Raw genomic sequence first — 16,876 nt, forward strand, 5'->3', positions numbered from 1 at the left:
CTTCAGCGGTGATAGCGCCGTACCACGCTGCTGTTTTTCAGCACATGACCTTTGATTTTTTCCAGCAACTGCGCACGGGTCAGGCCGGCGGGCAAGGCGTCAGGGGCCAGGTCCAGGGCGTAGATCTGGATGATGTAATGGTGCGCGCTGTCGCCAACGGGTGGGCAAGGGCCGATGTAGCCGGTGGTGTTTTTGCTGTTGGTTCCGCCGACGCCCTCAAGGCCGGGTTTGCTCCCGGCGCCGGCGGGGATCTGGTGGGTGGCGGCCTTGATGCCGTAATGCACCCACTGATCGAGGCCCTGGCCTTTCTGGCCGTCCGGGTCGTGCATGACGATGGCGTAGCTTTGGGTGGCTGCCGGCCCGGTGTTCCAGTTCAACGCCGGGGAAATGTTGTGTCCGCCGCAGCCGGCGGCATCGCTGGCGGCGGCCGACGTGAACAGTCGGTCATCGGAGACTCCGGGAATGTTCAGGGTGAAGCGCTCCTGGGCCTGCGCCGGGAATTGCACGCAAAGGGCGACTGCCAGGGCCGCGAGCCAAGGGTTCATTGAGGTCAATCGGGGCATACCGGAGCACCTTGTGCGTGTTGGGCCGTCGTCGGCGTGCAAACTATAGCCGGAGCGTTCACGCCTTGGCAGGGGGAATTGGCTGAACCTCGCGATAAAGAATTCCGGACAGCAAAACGCCCGGCGCCTGCGCGATGCAGAGGCCGGGCGTTATCGGTTAAAGGGCCGCCGTTATTCGGTGGCTTCAGCACCCGAGAACTTGCTCATCACGAAACCGGCAAACTCTTCGACGGTCATTTTCTGGCCGTTGAAGTCCACCTGGTTGTTGGCGTAATGCAAGTTGGTGACGATGTTGTTGCCGTCCAGTTTTGCCAGTTGGCTGCCGACCGCCATGCTGCTGAACATGTCTGCGGTGGCGGTGGCCTGGTCGGCAATCAGCTTGGCGTCGGTCTGACCGTCGATTTGCGATTGCACGGTCAGCACATCGACCAGCATGGGCTTGGACACTTGCAGCTTGAAGTCCAGCAACGCGATCAACTGTCTGACCAACTGCTCGGTCGGTAGGTCGATGGCCTGTGGCTTGGTCAGGTCGAGCACCATGTTGGCGCGGCTCTCACCATTGGCTGTGTTGAACGACAGGTTTTCCAGGGCCACCTGCGGACCGGCCGCCAGCAGTTTTTCCAGGCTGGACTTGAGCAGAGCCTCTTCGGCTTCGGTCAGTTTCAGCTCCGGCGCAGGCAGGCCAGCCGCGGTGGCTTCGGCCGCTGCACGCTCATACGGCTGCAGTTTGCTCTGGTAAACCTGCATCAACGACAGGGTGGCCGGAATGTCGAGGTTCTTCAGGCTCAGGGCCAGCGCACCGGAGCCGATGGTCTTGCCGTTCAGGGACACTTCACCGACCTTGTAATCGGCACGCCCGGAGGCGTTGCTGCCCTTTTCTTCGGTCAGGTTTTTCATCTCGAATTTCTTGAAGTCCAGCACCGACTGCTTGATACCAAAGGTCGATTTTCCGCTGGCCAACTCAAGGACGTTCTCGCCGGTGTAGAAACCGTAGGTGCTTTTGGTCAGGTTGCTGGCCAGGGTCAGGCCGTTCAACTCAACCTGCACCGGCGCCTGGTCTTCGGACACGGTGGTCACTTTCAGGCTGTCCATGTAGCCGTTGGCCTTGACCTTCTGCGCCTTGGCGCTGGCGTCGACGTCCATGCTCAGGCCGGAGAATTTCAGGCTCGACTTGTCATCCAGCGCCATTTCCAGCGGCTGCAGTTCGAGGGTGCCATTGGTGGCGTTGTCGTAGCCGATATTGACCACGCCGGTCAGCGGGGATTTGTCCTTCGCGGCGGCAAACCACTTCTCGGTCAGCGGGGTCTTTTCCAGTTCGTAGTGACTGGTCGCCATGACCGGCAGCAACTTCAGCGACATCAACCGCGAGAACGGCAACGGGCCGTGTTCGATGTGATCGACAAACAGTAGCTCGACCGGCGTTTCGCCGAACATTTCACCTTCGCCCTTGAGGCGGTAGTGCGCGGTGCTGCTGAATATATGACGCTCCAGCGACACCAACTCCAGCGACGCGGTGCCGTTGGAACCGACCATGGCCGCCTGCAATTCCTTGTTGCCATCGGCAATCGAGGTGTTGAGCACACCTTCGATTTTGGTGCCGGTGAACCAGGCTCCGCCTGCGCTGATGGCACCGATTGCGACAACAATTCCCAGTAGCACGCCTGCTGATTTATTCATGTATGACCCGTTCAATGTCCGTTGTTGAAAGTGAGGTCGTCTTCCCTGAACCCATGGCGGGTTGCAGCTCGACTGCGCTGAAATTGGTATGCAGATTAGCACCGGGCGCGACGAACGGCCCAATGTTTAAAGGTGAAAGAGTGTCATGGGCAGGTTATAAAATTGGTGCACATTAGACCGCCATCGTCGGAACGCCGCCCGGACCAAGCCCGCTCCCACAGGGATCACGCCATACCTGTGGGAGCTGGCTTGCCAGCGATGGCGGCAGAACAGCCACCACAAAATCAGGAATACTGGACTTCGATCTCATCCAGTTGATGGTCAAAGCTTTTGAGCCGCGCAGTCCAGGTGTAAACCAGCACTTCGAAGTCGCGGTTGATCACCGCCCCGCCCGTCACCTCCGCGCGCGGGTCGCAGACGTCCAGTTGATAACGTTCACGGGCCATGGCCGTGGCGACATCGGCCAGTTCCCGGGCATTGCTGAGCCAGTGTCGACCGTCGTCCGCCACCTGCCGGTCCAGCGCCAGGCACTGTTTTTTCAGGTTTTCGAGGCTTTTTTCCAGCGGCGTGCCGGTCAATTCGCCCATGACTTCCTGAAACGTGCGCCCCGGTTGCCAGTAACTGCCCCAGAAATAACGGTCGAACACCGTTTCGACACGACGCAGCGCCACCTTGGTGTCCCAGATCAGGACCAGGGTCTTGCCTTGTTCGAGTTGTCGTTTCTTGATGCGTTGATTCTGGACCGAGGCCCAGGCCACCACCGCAACGGACATCACCGCAATCAGCGCGACGGCACTGTCGAGGAACACCAGAGCCTTGTCGATCTGGTGGGCCAGCATGATGCCGTAGAAATAGGTGGCCGATAGCAGCACCAATGCCGCGATGGCGCACCAGAAGCCGAGAGCATAAGGGTTTTTCATTATTGGTTTCCCCCTGACCTGCGCGAGCCTTGTGCGAAGAAAGGGCGCTTTGCACGGGGCGCCCTTCCAACACTTCAAAGCATAGCAACGGCCTCAGGGTTTGCCGGGGTTCGACGCTTGCGTTCGTCCGCTTTCCCAACCGCCGCCAAGCGCGAGGAACAAATCGATCTGGCTGGCGGCAACCTGGGTGTTCGCGGCCGCCAGTTGCGCCGTGACATCGATGTAGGTGCGGGTGGCTTGCAGGTCGGCCAGGAACGAGGCGCGGCCGGCCTGGAAGAAGCGGTGCGTCTGGTCGGCCGCCAGTCTGGCCGATTGCTCGGCGTCCGCCAGGGCATCGCGACGTTGCAGCAGCGCGGCGTATTGGGCAAGGCCGGTCTGGGTTTCACGAATGGCGTTGAGCACCACCCCGTCGAAATGCGCCAGCGTCGCCTGGGTCACCGCTTCGGCTTCGCGGATGCGCGCCCGGGCGCCGTTGGTCGGCACTTTCCAGGTCAGCGACGGGCCGAAGCCCCAGCGATTGGTGGACGGGTCGCCGAGATCGTCGAGGATACCGACGGTACCGATGGTCGCGCCGATGCTGATGTTCGGGTACAGCTCGCCCGTGGCGACGCCGATACCGGCCGTCGCCGCCGCCAGGCGCCGCTCGGCCTGCCGTACATCGGGACGACGCTTGAGCAACGCGGCGCCATCGCCCACCGGAACCAATTGCGCGATTTTCGGCAACTCGTCGCAGGTAGCGGTGCCGGCCGGCAATTGGTCCACCGGCTTGGCCAGCAACATCGACAAGCGGTACAGCCCGGCCTGACGTGCCGCTTCATAACGCGGCATGTCGGCGCGCAGGGATTTGAATTGGGTCTGCGAGCGGGTGACCTGGGTTTCGTCGCCACGCCCGGCATCGCGCAGGCGCTGGATCAGCGTGGTGCTCTGGGCTTGCAGGTCGAGGGAGTGCTGGGCAATTTCCCGCTCTTCATTGGCCGCGCACACCTGGGTGTAGGCCCGGACCACGTCGGCCACCACGGTGATGCGCGCGGTATCGGCGGCGGCCTGCGTGGCATCGGCATTCGCCTTGGCCGCTTCGATGCCGCGCTGCAAGGTGCCGAACAGATCGAACTGGTACGACGCGCTGATGCCGATATCGCCGATGTTGGCCACCGGCACTTTTTCCGGCAGCAGAAACGCCTGGCCGGACTCCTGCAAACGCTGGGCGCCCATCTGCACGCCGCCGCTCCAGCCGCCCGCCGCTTCGGCCTCGTCGATCTGGGCGCGAGACCGCGACAGGCTGGCCGCCGCCACACGCAAATCGGTGTTGGAGGCCATGGCCTGCTGCACCAACTGGTCGAGTCGCGGATCCTTGTACAGGCGCCACCAGTCGGCCGGCACCGGTGCGGAAACCACCGTTTTACCGTCTACCGCCAGATCACCCTGCAAGTCCGCACGATGCACAGCCGCCTCTTCGGGCAAATGATAGTCCGGCCCGACCATCTGACACGCCGACAGCAGCAAGCCTAATCCGGCGACCGCCAAACCCGAGGCCTTGCTCATTGCTCGGGCTCCCGTTTTTTGTCGTCGATGATCGAAACGGTGGCGGTACGCCCGGCGATCATGCGGAAATCCGCCGGTACGTCGTCGAAGGCAATCCGTACCGGAATCCGCTGGGCCAGCCGCACCCAGCTGAAGGCCGGGTTGACGTTGGGCAGCAGGTTGTTGCCGCTGGTGCGGTCGCGGTCTTCGATACCGGCGACGATGCTTTCCACATGCCCGCGCAGGCGCGCATTGTCGCCGATCACGCGGATGTCGACGCTCTGGCCGATATGGATGCCGTTCAGCTTGGTTTCTTCGAAATAGCCGTCGATGTGGAACGAATTGCTGTCGACCACCGACAACACCGGACGCCCGGCGCTGACGAACTCTTGCGCCCGTGGCGCACGGTCGTTGACGTAGCCGTCCACCGGGCTGCGGATCACCGAGCGGTCGAGGTTGAGCTGTGCGCTGTCCACCGCCACCTGGGCTTCCATCAACGCCACTTGGGCGCGGGCCACCTTCGACTGGCTTTCTTCCAGTTGCTCACCCGGCACCAGGTTGCCCAGACCCTTGTTACGCTTGGCCTCGCGCTGGGCCTGGGCCAGGGTTTCTTCACGGTCGGCAACGGCCGCTTTCGCCTGGCGCAGTGCCAGCTTGAAACGGTCCGGATCGATGCTGAACAGCACCTGGCCGCGCTTGACCAACTGGTTGTCGCGCACTTCCACTTGCTGGATCAGCCCGGAGACATCCGGGGCGATTTGCACGATGTCGGCACGGATGTGCCCGTCGCGGGTCCACGGCGCGAACATGTAATACATCACCATGCGCCAGACCACGACAACGGCGAAGGTCACGATCAGCAGGGTCAGCACCACGCGACCGAGGGTTAGAAACGGTTTTTTCATGTCATCAGGTATCGACTGAGTGAATCCACGACGCCAAGCAGCAGGGCGTAGAGAGCCACGTTGAACAATGCCCGGTGCCAGACCAGACGGTAAAAGTGCAGGCGCGTCAGCACCCCGTGCACCAACAGGTACAACACATACGTAATGCCCATCAGCACCAGCAGCGTGGGCAGGAACACCCCGCTGACATCCAGATCACCGATCATAAAGGCGCTCCATCAATGCCATGGGGAAGCGGTTCTTCGAGCTCGGCCGAACCGACGAATTCGACACCGGGCAACAGCGCCAGGCGCAGGCCGCTCAGGGCGTGCAGCAAATGCCGACGGGTTTCATCATCGCCGGCACCGCTGAGGGCGCGACGGGTGCGGTCGAGGGTCATCAGCAGCGGGCTCGGTGCCGGCAAGCGTTCGCCGGCCTTGAGGCAAGCCTTGAAATACTCGCCCACCTCGGCCACCACCTGGCGCAGCAGCACTTGCGGCAATCCGAGGATGCGCGGCGTATACGCGAGCAGGTCCAACAGGTTCAGCGCCACACGCACTTCGCGCAGCGCCACGCCGGAGTCCTGGCCGGTCATGGCCAGGCGCGGCAGATGCTGCATCAGCCGATCGAGCATCCGTATGCCCAGAAGCCGATGCTCGGACAACGTGGCCGGCTCGGCGAGGCTGACGATGTCGCGCCAACTGAAGCGGGTCAGGCGCTTGGCTGCCAGTTCAGCACCGAACGGCCGGGCAATCAGGGTCCAGATGAACGCGAACAGCAGCCCCATGGGCCCGGCGAGGTTGGAGTTGGCGAAACTGAGGAAGTCCGCGTCGTAGGCACCCTGAATGCTGATGAAGGACGAGGTGTTGACCAGCGTCAGCAGCATGCCCAGGTAAAACTGCGGCTTGACCGTGAGGGTGCCGACGACGATGAACGGCACGGCAAACGCCAGCACCAGCATCGGAAAGTCATGCAGGTTGGGCAGCACCAGAAACAGATAAAGGCTGGCGAACACCACCGACATCGCTGTCCAGAAAAAGAACCGGTAGATCTGCGGCGCCGGGTCGTCCATCGAGGCGAAGAAGCTGCACGCCACCGCCGCCAGGATCACTGCGCTGCCGCCATCGGTCCAGCCGAGCAAAATCCACAATACCGAGGCGACAATGATCGCCGTGACGGTCGATGCGGCGGAATAGAACATCAGGCCGCGATCCAGAAACGGCGTCAGCCGTCCCAGACGCCAGTGCCGATACACGGCACGCCAGCTGTCCTGGCTTTCGCACTGGATGGCGTATTGCAGGCTGCGGCAGTCCTGCCACAAATCGATCCACTCGCCGAGACGGTAAATGGCGTTGGAGAACAGCAATTGCTTGCGGTCGTCAAGCGCGTCGGGCGCGGGCTGCAGGGCCTCGAGTTGATCCTTCAGGGCTTGCCAGCGGTCGAGATTGGCATCCTTGTGCTCGAGCCATTCGGTGGTGGCGGCCAGCAATGGCGCAAACTTGTCCACAAGCTCGGGGGTGCGCCGTTCCAATGCGTAAAGCGCATCGTCGAGGGCATCGATCACCGGCAGCAGGTGAATCATCCGCCCGCGCAACTCCTTGGTGTTGCGCACCGTCTGCGGGCGTGAGCCTTCGTGGGGCAACTGGCCGATCATCAACTCCAGGGAGTTGAACGTGGCGACCATCGCTGCGCGCAACCCGCTGACTTCTTCGGGCTGCACGTTGCGGCTGAGGAAGCGCTGGCTGTAGGTCGAGGCATCGGCAAACCATTTGCTCACCGAATCATTGAACACCGGGGCCAGGCGCCGGGGCCAGAACATCGCGCCAACCACCGCCGCCACGGCGATGCCGAGAAAGATTTCTTCGGTCCGCGCTTCGGCCACGTCCCACACCCCCAGCGGGTTGTTCACCACCGGCAGGGCAATCAACGGCAAGGTGTAGCCGGCGAGCATCAAGGCGTAGTTGTTGGCCGTGCGCAAATGCAGGGACAGAAACAGCAGCGTGCCGGTCCACAGCGCAATCACCACCACCAGCACGTAGGGGCTCTGCACGAACATCGGCACGAACAGCACGGCGGCGGCTGCGCCGATAAAGGTGCCGACCGCCCGGTACAGCGCCTTGGAAGTGGTCGGCCCGAGAAACGGGTTGGAAACGATATACACCGTGGCCATCGCCCAGTAAGGACGCGGCATTTGCATGAGCAGGGCGATGTACAGCGCGATCATCGATGCGGCGAAGGTGCGCACGCCGTAGAACCAGTCCCGTGCCGGGGGCATGCCAGAGAAAAATCCGTTCAAGAGTTGGCCACCGATGGCGGCGTGGCCGCTTCAAAAGCTCTCAGTACCCGCAGCGTAGCTTCCAGATCACTCTGGTCAATGCCTTCAAGTACTTCGTGGCGCAAGCGCACCAGTTCCACTTCGACCGCCTGCACCAGCTCACGACCGGTTTCGGTCAGGCTCAGGCATTTGGCGCGGCGATCCTGTGCATCTTCGGTGCGGCAAACGTAGCCGCCATGGCACAACTGATCGAGCAAGCGGACCAGCGACGGGCTCTCCATCCCTGCCGCCTGGGCCACCGTCACCTGACGCACACCCTCGCCCAGACGCCCGATCATCAACAACGGAACGGCACAGGCTTCGGAAATTCCATAGTTGGCCAGCGTGGTCTGGCAGATTTTGCGCCAATGCCTGGCGGCCACCACCATGGCACTGCTGATATTCATCTGGAGAAGGTCGAGGTTATTCGGCACGAGGGAAAACACACACTGTTAGTTTGCTAACTATCAATATCGCATTGCAGGGGATTTTCCGTCAAGTTTTGAAACAATTACGTAATCGGGACCTGTCGAGAGCGATCAACGTTTCTTGGCGCGCTCATACACTTCGCTGCGCTCGCGCTTGCCTACTGCAACGACAGAAACGACGACACGCTCATCTATCACCTCGTAGACGAGTCGGTATCCAGATGACTTCAGTTTGATTTTGTAGCATTCGGGCATGCCATGGAGTGAGTCAGACGGGATTCGAGGCAGCTCGAGCCGTTCGGCCAACTTCTTTTTGAATTGCACCCGTACCGTATGCCCCAATTTGTCCCATTCTTTGCGTGCGGACGGCAGAAACTCGAGCTTATATGTCATCCAGGGTTACCGGGATCGGCGTTTCATGACGACGAGAACGCACGATTTCCGCCAACTCCAGATCATCAAGGCGCTCCATCATGGCTTCGAACACATCGGCAGGAACCATGTAGCCCATGACGCGATTGTGATTGAGCACTGCGACGGGCCCTCCATGGGCGCCATTCAAAACGGCAGAGGGATTTTTCTTTAGTTCAGACACGCTGACAGCCATATCAGCCAAAACACTTTGCATAATTAAGACCTCAAATAAGGTCTTAATTCTGGTCAATTGTTTTGATCAGAGCAACCGTTGCAGATCACCGCCTATCAGTTTTTACACCCCCCGCCCCTTCCTCAACATCACATCCAGCTGATCCACCACCTCGGCCCAATCCGCGTCATCGAGTATCTCCTCACGCAGTAGCTCGGCCTGACTCGGGTTCCAGAAAAATGCATCCGCAAGGTGCAGTTCCGGCTTGAGTGGTGAATGGGTGGCGATGAATTTATCGATGCTTTCGGCGTCGTCCGGCAGGCCGAGTTGCTTGAACAGGGATGGAAGGTTGTGGGTTGGGTTTTCCATGTCTGGCTCCTGTGAACCTATTAAGAGACCGCTGCGCGGTCATCGCGGGCAAGCCCGCTCCCACAGGTTAATCGCAGTCCCTGTGGGAGCGGCGGTGCGACGATTCGGCTTGCCCGCGATGACGGCAGCATTGACGAAACAAATCTCAATGACTCAACTCCCGCACCTCCGCATGCGGCACCATTTTGAGGAACTCGGGCATGTCCATGCGCACCAGGTTCACGTGGTTGCCGGCCTCCAGATAGATGTCTTTCTGCCGGGTCAGCAGTGGGTCGATGACCACCTCCAGCCCATAGGACTCACCCAGCGCCGGTACGGCGCCGCGTTCGCAATCGTCGAACAGGTGCGCCAGGTTGCTTTCGCGGGAAACCTGCCACTCCCCGCTGCTGCGGACCTTGCTCAGGTCAAGGTGGCGGCTGGCGGGCAGCACGGCCATCAGGTAATGCCCATGGTGATCGTCGAGGATCACCGATTTGGCCACCCGCTCGGCAGGAATACCTGCGACCCGCGCCGTTTCAAGGCTGCTGGCCGAGTGTGGGTGGCTGACGATGTCGTAGTTGCATTGAGCCTTTTCCAGGCTTCGCTGCACGGTTCTTGCCATACGCATGATGCACCTCGGTATCCGTCATGACCGCTGGCGGACGATAGTTAACGCTTTGCTTGCGTAGTGAAAGTCTAGGCCCGCCGACGGGTTCCGGCGGGAAATCCGCCCATCGGGCGTCGTCGACAATTGAGCAAAATTCATACAACCCGCGGCTCAACTAAACTGTCTACAGAGCCACCTCAAGACTCTCCCGGAGGGTCAAGTGAACACGCGTTGCTGGGCAGTTGCGTTGCTGTTGGCGTTGAGCGGATCGGCCTGCGCCGCCGACACGGTCGTGGTGCTGATGCCCAACCCCGTCGGCATCTGGCTGATCACCTTCGGCATCGCGTTTCTGATCGCCGAAGCCGCCCTGCCCAATTACGGCGTGATCGGTTTGGGCGGCATCGTGATGTTCGTGATCGGCGCGGTGATCCTGACCAATACCGATGTGCCCGTGCCGCTGATGATCGGCCTGGGACTGGTCAGCGCGCTGCTGCTGATCTACCTGGTGATTCACGCCCTGAAAACGCGACCGCGCCAAATCGTCAGTGGTGATGCCGGGCTGCTCGGCAGCGTGACGGCGGTGACGTCCTTGCAGGCCGGCAACGCCTGTGGCGGCTGGGTGCATCTGCAAGGAGAACAATGGCAAGTGCTCAGTGCGACGCCACTGCAACCCGGGCAACGGGTGCGGGTGGTGGGGCGCAAGGGCTTGCTGCTGCAAGTGGCCGCGGCTGACGCGGTGCCGGGCGGAGAATAGTCATGGGTTTGCAATTGGGTCTTGTCGCGCTGCTGCTGTTGCTCATCGCACTGGCGGGGTCGACGTTCCGCATCCTGCGCGAATACGAGCGCGGCGTGGTGTTCCAGCTCGGGCGCTTCTGGCAGGTAAAGGGCCCCGGCCTGATCCTGCTGATTCCGGTGGTCCAGCAGATGGTCCGGGTCGATTTGCGCACCGTGGTGCTGGACGTGCCGCCGCAAGACGTGATCACCCGCGACAACGTGTCGGTCAAGGTCAACGCGGTGCTGTATTTCCGCGTACTTGATCCGCAGAAGGCAATCATCCAGGTCGAGGACTTCCTCGCCGCCACCAGCCAGTTGGCGCAAACCACGCTGCGGGCGGTGCTGGGTAAACATGAACTGGACGAACTGCTGGCCGAGCGCGAACGGTTGAACCTGGACATCCAGCAAGTGCTCGACGCCCAGACCGACGCCTGGGGCATCAAGGTCGCCAACGTCGAGATCAAGCACGTGGACCTCAACGAATCGATGATCCGCGCCATCGCCAAGCAGGCTGAGGCCGAACGGGAACGGCGAGCCAAGGTGATCCACGCCGAAGGCGAGTTGCAGGCCTCGGAAAAACTCATGCAGGCCGCCGAAATGCTTGGCCGCCAACCGGGGGCCATGCAGTTGCGCTACATGCAGACCCTGAGTTCGATTGCCGGCGACAAGAGCTCGACCATCGTCTTTCCGCTGCCGATCGAGTTGCTCAAGGGCATGGCGGACTTGTCCTCGAAACCTTGAACGCCGTCCGGCTCAGGTCCCGGGCAGGACTTCGGATTCAGCCAGCCAGGTCAACAGTCGATCAAGGCAGGCCTCGACCGTTTGCACCCCGGTATCGAGGACCAGCGCCGCATCGACCGGCGCCTGATACGGCGCAGACACCCCGGTAAACCCGGCCAACTCACCGCGTCGGGCGCGGGCATAGTGACCTTTCGGATCACGCTGCTCGCATACCGCCAGGGGCGCGTTGCACCAGACTTCCCGATAGTCGTCACCGAGCCGCCGGGCGAACACATCGCGCAGTTCCACCAACGGCGCAATCATCGCCAGGATCACGATTTGCCCGTTCTCCACCAGCAACGACGCCAGCTCACTGGCGCGGCGGATGTTCTCCTGACGATCGCTGTCACCGAAGCCCAGGTCCCGATTGAGCCCCACCCGCAGCCCGTCACCATCGAGCACCACGCTCTGCAGGCCGCGGGCAAACAACTCGGCGTGCAGCGCTTGCGCGAGGGTCGACTTGCCCGCCGCCGGCAGGCCGGTCAGCAGGATCGCCGCGCCGCGATGGCCGTTGCGCCGCTCGCGCTGGGTCCGGCTGACGCTGGCGCTCGGGGCCTTCACGTCAACGCACGGGGGCATGCGTCACCGGCTCCGTAATATCACCTGCCGCCCAGGCCGCTTCGCGGTTGGCCAGGGCCGTGGCGATGGACTGGACCTGCGTCGACTGCACCTGATCCGGCAGCGGGTCGAGGCCGGCGCTGGCGAAGATTTGGCCATAGGCATTGCGCAGGTCGGCGTAGGACAGGTCACGACGCAGGTCGGCCTGCAAGGTATTGAGTTCACCCTGGATCAGATCCAGCTCACCAATGCCGTCCGCCTGGTGGCGGTTGCGCAACTGACCGACGATTTGCCCGTCGATGTCCGACAATTGCTGATTGGTCTTGAACTGGCGCAAGGCCTCGCGGTAGTTGGCGTTGGCCACATACAGCTGCGCCAGCACGGCAATCGACATGGCCTGACGGCGCGCAGTGGCGACTTCTTCACCGGCCTTGGCCACGTTGATGGCCGCAGGAGCCGAGATCACGTTGAACAGGTTCCAGGTGACTTTGACGCCGTAGTCGGCCCAGCCTTGCTCGACCAGGAACGAGTTGCTGTCGTAGTGTCCGCCAGCGGAGAACTCCAGGCCTGGCAGCAGGCGCAACATGGCCTTGCGCGTCTCGGCCGCGCTGATGCGGGTCTGATAATCCTGTTCGCGCAGTTCCGGGCGGCTGGTCAGGGCTTCCTGTTCGAGGCTGGCCAGATCGACCTTGAGCTCGGGAATCTCATAACCGCTATCGGTCGCCAGGGTCAGCTCGGTGCCCATCGGCAGGTTGATCAGGGTCGCCAGTTCGGTCTTGGCCAGCGACAACGCACGACGCTGCTCTTCCAGCTGGCGTGTCGCTTCAATCAGCGAACGCTGATAACCGAGGGCCTGGACCGGGTCGCCAATGCGTTGCTGGCTCATGCTCTGGCTGTCGTTGCGCGCGGTTTCAACACGCGCCATCAAGCTATCGATCTGCTTGAGCAGGCGCTCGGCAGCCATCGCCCGCCAGTACGCCGAACGCACGTCCTGGACGATGGTGTTGATCACCTTGCGGCGACGCTCCTGCACGATCAGGCGCTGGTCGCCCTGCTGCTTGGCGCTGATGTAACTGACACCGAAATCGAGCACGTTCCAGACCATGGTCAGGTCCGCTACATCACGGTCGCGGTCCTGGGAGGTCGAAGGTTCCAGGGACTGCGTGCCGGTGCGCACACTCTGGCTGCTGGAGGCGTTGACGTTGTTGCGGCCCACGTACCCGGCGTCCAGCGCCATGCGCGGCAGCATGTCGAAACTGGCGAGGTCGAGCTGACGCTTGGCCAGGGCCTCCTCCATGATTTTCAACCGGCCTTCAAGGTTGTACTTCACCGCACGGGCCATGGCCTGGTGCAGGGTCAACGGGCCGCCAAGAGGCTCCTGCCCCTGGTACATGCTCTGCAGGTCACTTTTGGCCCGCTGCTCACTGACGCTGCGCTCGATCGGCTCACTGGTGACTGCGCATCCGCTGATCGCCAGTGCCAGCAGGCTGGCGCCGAACAACTTATGACTTGTTTTCATCCTTGCATTGCCCCTGGGTACCGCATCAAAAGTGAAGGTTTTCATCAGGCCTGCATTTCGCTGATGCCGGCCAGTTTCAAAGCGGCGGCCAGGCTGTCGACCTGCTGCTGCTCGTTGTCTTTGAGCTGTTGCAATTGCTGGCCCAGGGTCGGTGCGCCAAACACCCCGCGCAGGCCCTGGGAAACATCGCCGGACTTGATCGACTGACTGCCGAAGGCGTTCAACGAATCGCGCTCGGCACTGTTGTCCTGATTGAACAGGCTCGACAGCGTGCTGGTGCTGAACACTCCGCCGTCGCCGCCACCGAAACCGAGGAAACCATGCCCCGAACCATCGCCACCGCTGTCATCGCTGCTGAACACCTGGGCGATGAAGCTCGGGGTCAATGCGCCGTGGTTCATGAAAATATCGCCCAACGGCCGGATGCCATTGCCGATCACCCGCTGTTCGAACAACGGCTGGAAGGTCAACGGTGAAGCGAGATTGCCCACCGGTGGCGTGAAAACGAACGGTTGCAGCGGCACGTTGGGTACATCGGGCAACGTCACCGGGGTACTGCTTTGGAACTCGGGGTCTACCGTTACGACGACAACCGATGAGGTCGGTACCGTGTTGATCACAAAGTTGTCGGACTGGCTCACGCCGCTGCCACTGTTGCCGGCCATGTCGCTGATACCGGCGCGGTTGATGCTGATGGCGTTGCGGGCGAAGTTGATATTGGCCGTCGGTGTCAGCGTCGCCGTCCAGGTCTTGCCGCCGTCGCTGCTGCGCAGGTCGGACAAGGTGCCGTTGGCAATGCTGATGTCGGACAAGTCAAAGCCGCTGACCGCTTCGCTGAAGGTGATGGTCACCTGCGAGGTCTGGCCCACGCCCAGGTTCGGATTGGCGACCACGACAGTGGCGCTCGGCAGCTCGCTGTCGAGGGTGTAATTGTTCGACACCGCCACCGTGTTGCCAGTGTTGCCCACCAGATCGGTGACGTTGCGGGTGTCCAGCGCGATGAAGTTGCTTGGGTCGGTGACATTGGCCGTAGGCGTGAAGGTCGCCGTCCAGGTCTTGCCGCCATCGCTGCTGCCGAGATTGCTCAGCTCGCCGTTGGTCACGCTCAGGTCGGACTGGTCGAAGTGGCTGACCGCCTCACTGAAGGTGAAGGTCACCGTGGTGGTCTGGCCGATACCGAGGTTCGGGTTGGTTACCACGATGGTCACCGTAGGCCGGGTCGCATCGAGCGCGTAGTTGTCGGAGACGGCGATGCTTGCGCCAAAGTTGCCGGCAACGTCCTGCACGCGCCCGGTGTCGAGCACGATCAGGTTGGTTGCGTCGCTGACATTGGCAGTCGGTGTGAATGTCGCGGTCCAGGTCACGCCGCCATCGCGGCTGCTCAGGTTCGACAGCGCGCCATTGGCAACGCTGATGTCCGAGACGTCGAAACCGCTCACCGCCTCGCTGAAGGTGATGGTCACGGTGGTGGTTTCGCCAATGCCCAGTTGCGTGTCGGCAACAACGATGGTCGCGGTTGGCAGCGCGGTGTCGATGGCGAAATTGTTCGAGTCGGTGGTGCCCGCCCCCGTGTTGCCCGACAAATTGGCCACGCCGCTATTGTCGAGGGTGATCAGGTTGCTGGCGTCGGTAACGTTCGAGGTTGGCGTAAAGGCAGCCGTCCAGGTGATGCCGCCGTCGCTGCTGCTGACGTTGCTCAACGTACCGTTGGCGATGGTCAGGTCGGCATTGCTGAAACCGTTGACCGCCTCACTGAAGGTGATGGTCACCAGGGTTGTTTCGCCGGCCTTGAGCGCGGTGTCGGCAATCACGATGCTGGCGCTCGGCACACTGGTTTGCACCAGGTAATTCGCCGAGTCGGTCACTCCGCTTCCGGCGTTGCCTGCCGCATCGGTGACACCGGCGTTGTTCAGGCTGATCAGGTTGGAGGTGTCGGTGACCGCGGCCGTCGGGGTGAAAGTCGCGGTCCAGGTAAGTCCCCCGTCGCTGCTGCTCAACCCGCTCAAGGTGCCGTTGGCGACGCTCAGGTCAGCACTGTCCAGACCACTGACCGCTTCGCTGAAAGTGATGGTCACCAGGGTCGTTTCGCCGGGACGCAGGTCGGTGTCGGCCATGACGATGGTCGCGGTCGGGCGCTGGCTGTCGATCGCGTAATTGTTCGAATCGGTAGTGCCGCTCCCGGCATTGCCCGCCGCATCCTGAACACCGCTGTTATCGAGGCGGATGAGGTTGCTGGTGTCGGTGATCGCCACCAGCGGTGTCAGGGTGGCCGTCCAGGTGATACCGCCATCGCTGCTGCTCAGCGCACTCAGGGTGCCATTGTCGATGGTCAGGTCGGCGTTGGTGAAGCCGGTCACGGCTTCGGAGAAGGTGATGGTCACCAACGAGGTTTCACCAACATTCAGGGCATTGTCCGCAACCACGATGGTGGCCGTCGGCAGCACGGTGTCGATGGTGAAATTGGCGGAATTGGTCGTGCCGGTGCCGGCGTTGCCCGCGAGGTCGGCGATCCCGGTGTTGTCCAGGGTGATCAGGTTGCTCGTGTCGTTGACCGAGCTGTTCGGTGTGAAGATCGCCGTCCAGGTGATGCCGCCGTCACTGCTGCTCACCGCACTCAGGGTGCCGTTGGGTACGGACAGGTCAGCGTTGCTGAAACCGCTCACCGGCTCGCTGAAGGTGATGGTCACCAGGGTCGTTTCACCGGCGCTCAGGGTCGGGTCGGCCAGGACAATGGTCGCAGTCGGACGCAAGGTATCGACGGCATAGTTGTTCGAGTCGGTGGTACCGCTGCCGACGTTGCCCGCCAGGTCAGCGATCCCGCTGTTGTCCAGTGTGATGACGTTGCTGGTATCGGTGATGCTGGTGGTCGGCGTAAAGGTCGCTGTCCAGGTGATGCCGCCGTCGCTGCTGCTCAAGCCGCTCAAAGTGCCGTTGGCTACGGTCAGGTCGGCAGTGGTGAGACCCGTCACCGCTTCATTGAACGTGATCGTCACCAGCGTGGTTTCGCCGACATTCAAGGCATTGTCGGCAACCACGATGGTGGCGCTCGGGCGCGCGGTGTCGATAGCGTAGTTGTTGGAATCGGTGGTGCCGCTGCCTGCGTTGCCAGAGGCATTCTGCACGCCGCTGTTGTCCAGGGTGATCAGGTTGCTGGCGTCGGTGATGTCGGTGGTCGGCGTGAAAGTCGCCGTCCAGGTGATGCCGCCATCGCTGCTGCTCACCGCGCTCAGGGTGCCGTTGGCGATGGTCAGGTCGGCGTTGCTGAAACCGCTTACCGCTTCGCTGAAGGTGATGGTCACCAGCGAGGTTTCGCCGACGTTCAGGGCAGTGTCGGCAACCACGATGGTGGCGGTCGGCAGCACGGTGTCGATGGTGAAATTGGCGGAGTTGGTCGTGC

17 protein-coding genes are annotated in these 16,876 nt (G+C 62.0%); 2 read left to right on the forward strand and 15 right to left on the reverse strand.

The window, feature by feature from the left end; translation table 11 throughout:
- Positions 1–2 precede the first annotated feature (2 nt).
- The 12 genes from EI969_RS29620 to EI969_RS29675 all read right to left on the reverse strand — a co-directional run bounded on the left by EI969_RS29620 (position 3) and on the right by EI969_RS29675 (position 9,869).
- Positions 3–563 (reverse strand): YbhB/YbcL family Raf kinase inhibitor-like protein, encoded by a 561-nt coding sequence (locus tag EI969_RS29620; protein ID WP_160390808.1) that lies wholly within the window; start codon positions 561–563, stop codon positions 3–5.
- A 171-nt stretch (positions 564–734) separates the two neighbouring features.
- Positions 735–2,240, reverse strand: coding sequence for a YdgA family protein (locus EI969_RS29625; RefSeq protein ID WP_160390809.1), 1,506 nt, complete (start codon positions 2,238–2,240; stop codon positions 735–737).
- A gap of 284 nt (positions 2,241–2,524) precedes the next feature.
- The gene (locus EI969_RS29630; RefSeq protein WP_160390810.1) at positions 2,525–3,160 is read right to left on the reverse strand and encodes an NADH:ubiquinone oxidoreductase subunit N; all 636 of its coding nucleotides are present in this window, start codon (positions 3,158–3,160) and stop codon (positions 2,525–2,527) included.
- Between the two features lie 93 nt (positions 3,161–3,253).
- Positions 3,254–4,702: an efflux transporter outer membrane subunit gene (locus EI969_RS29635; protein WP_160390811.1), complete on the reverse strand. Its 1,449-nt coding sequence runs from the start codon at positions 4,700–4,702 to the stop codon at positions 3,254–3,256.
- On the reverse strand, positions 4,699–5,586 hold the full coding sequence (locus EI969_RS29640; RefSeq protein WP_160390812.1) for an HlyD family secretion protein: 888 nt from the start codon (positions 5,584–5,586) through the stop codon (positions 4,699–4,701). Before EI969_RS29640 ends, EI969_RS29635 begins: the two co-directional genes overlap by 4 nt.
- Complete coding sequence (locus EI969_RS29645) at positions 5,583–5,792, reverse strand: DUF1656 domain-containing protein (RefSeq protein ID WP_160390813.1); 210 nt, start codon at positions 5,790–5,792, stop codon at positions 5,583–5,585. Before EI969_RS29645 ends, EI969_RS29640 begins: the two co-directional genes overlap by 4 nt.
- Complete coding sequence (locus EI969_RS29650) at positions 5,789–7,861, reverse strand: FUSC family protein (protein WP_160390814.1); 2,073 nt, start codon at positions 7,859–7,861, stop codon at positions 5,789–5,791. The genes EI969_RS29645 and EI969_RS29650 overlap by 4 nt, the downstream gene beginning before the upstream one ends.
- On the reverse strand, positions 7,858–8,286 hold the full coding sequence (locus EI969_RS29655; RefSeq protein WP_046040691.1) for a MarR family winged helix-turn-helix transcriptional regulator: 429 nt from the start codon (positions 8,284–8,286) through the stop codon (positions 7,858–7,860). Before EI969_RS29655 ends, EI969_RS29650 begins: the two co-directional genes overlap by 4 nt.
- A gap of 132 nt (positions 8,287–8,418) precedes the next feature.
- Positions 8,419–8,700, reverse strand: coding sequence for a type II toxin-antitoxin system RelE/ParE family toxin (locus EI969_RS29660; RefSeq protein ID WP_160390815.1), 282 nt, complete (start codon positions 8,698–8,700; stop codon positions 8,419–8,421).
- Positions 8,690–8,935, reverse strand: a complete 246-nt coding sequence (locus tag EI969_RS29665; RefSeq protein ID WP_110659015.1) for a type II toxin-antitoxin system prevent-host-death family antitoxin — start codon at positions 8,933–8,935, stop codon at positions 8,690–8,692. The genes EI969_RS29660 and EI969_RS29665 overlap by 11 nt, the downstream gene beginning before the upstream one ends.
- An 81-nt stretch (positions 8,936–9,016) precedes the next feature.
- Entirely contained in the window at positions 9,017–9,262 is a 246-nt protein-coding gene (locus tag EI969_RS29670; protein ID WP_160390816.1) for a DUF2789 domain-containing protein, read from the reverse strand.
- 145 nt (positions 9,263–9,407) lie between these two features.
- Positions 9,408–9,869: an aminoacyl-tRNA deacylase gene (locus EI969_RS29675; protein ID WP_108219767.1), complete on the reverse strand. Its 462-nt coding sequence runs from the start codon at positions 9,867–9,869 to the stop codon at positions 9,408–9,410.
- Between the two features lie 199 nt (positions 9,870–10,068).
- On the opposite strand from EI969_RS29675, the gene EI969_RS29680 reads away from it, so the two are divergent.
- Both EI969_RS29680 and EI969_RS29685 read left to right on the forward strand, forming a co-directional pair.
- The gene (locus tag EI969_RS29680; protein ID WP_160390817.1) at positions 10,069–10,602 is read left to right on the forward strand and encodes an NfeD family protein; all 534 of its coding nucleotides are present in this window, start codon (positions 10,069–10,071) and stop codon (positions 10,600–10,602) included.
- A 2-nt stretch (positions 10,603–10,604) separates the two neighbouring features.
- Complete coding sequence (locus EI969_RS29685) at positions 10,605–11,363, forward strand: slipin family protein (RefSeq protein WP_103396787.1); 759 nt, start codon at positions 10,605–10,607, stop codon at positions 11,361–11,363.
- Between the two features lie 12 nt (positions 11,364–11,375).
- On the opposite strand, the gene cysC is transcribed toward EI969_RS29685, so the two are convergent.
- The 3 genes from cysC to EI969_RS29700 form a co-directional block, all read right to left on the reverse strand.
- Positions 11,376–11,981: an adenylyl-sulfate kinase gene (cysC, locus tag EI969_RS29690; RefSeq protein ID WP_160390818.1), complete on the reverse strand. Its 606-nt coding sequence runs from the start codon at positions 11,979–11,981 to the stop codon at positions 11,376–11,378.
- Positions 11,965–13,479, reverse strand: a complete 1,515-nt coding sequence (locus EI969_RS29695) for a TolC family protein (RefSeq protein WP_160390819.1) — start codon at positions 13,477–13,479, stop codon at positions 11,965–11,967. The genes cysC and EI969_RS29695 overlap by 17 nt, the downstream gene beginning before the upstream one ends.
- 44 nt (positions 13,480–13,523) lie before the next feature.
- The coding region (locus EI969_RS29700; protein WP_256678377.1) for an Ig-like domain-containing protein at positions 13,524–16,876 on the reverse strand (3,353 nt) is incomplete at its 5' end.

The organism is Pseudomonas sp. PB101 (genome assembly GCF_009764265.1).
GTDB lineage: Bacteria > Pseudomonadota > Gammaproteobacteria > Pseudomonadales > Pseudomonadaceae > Aquipseudomonas.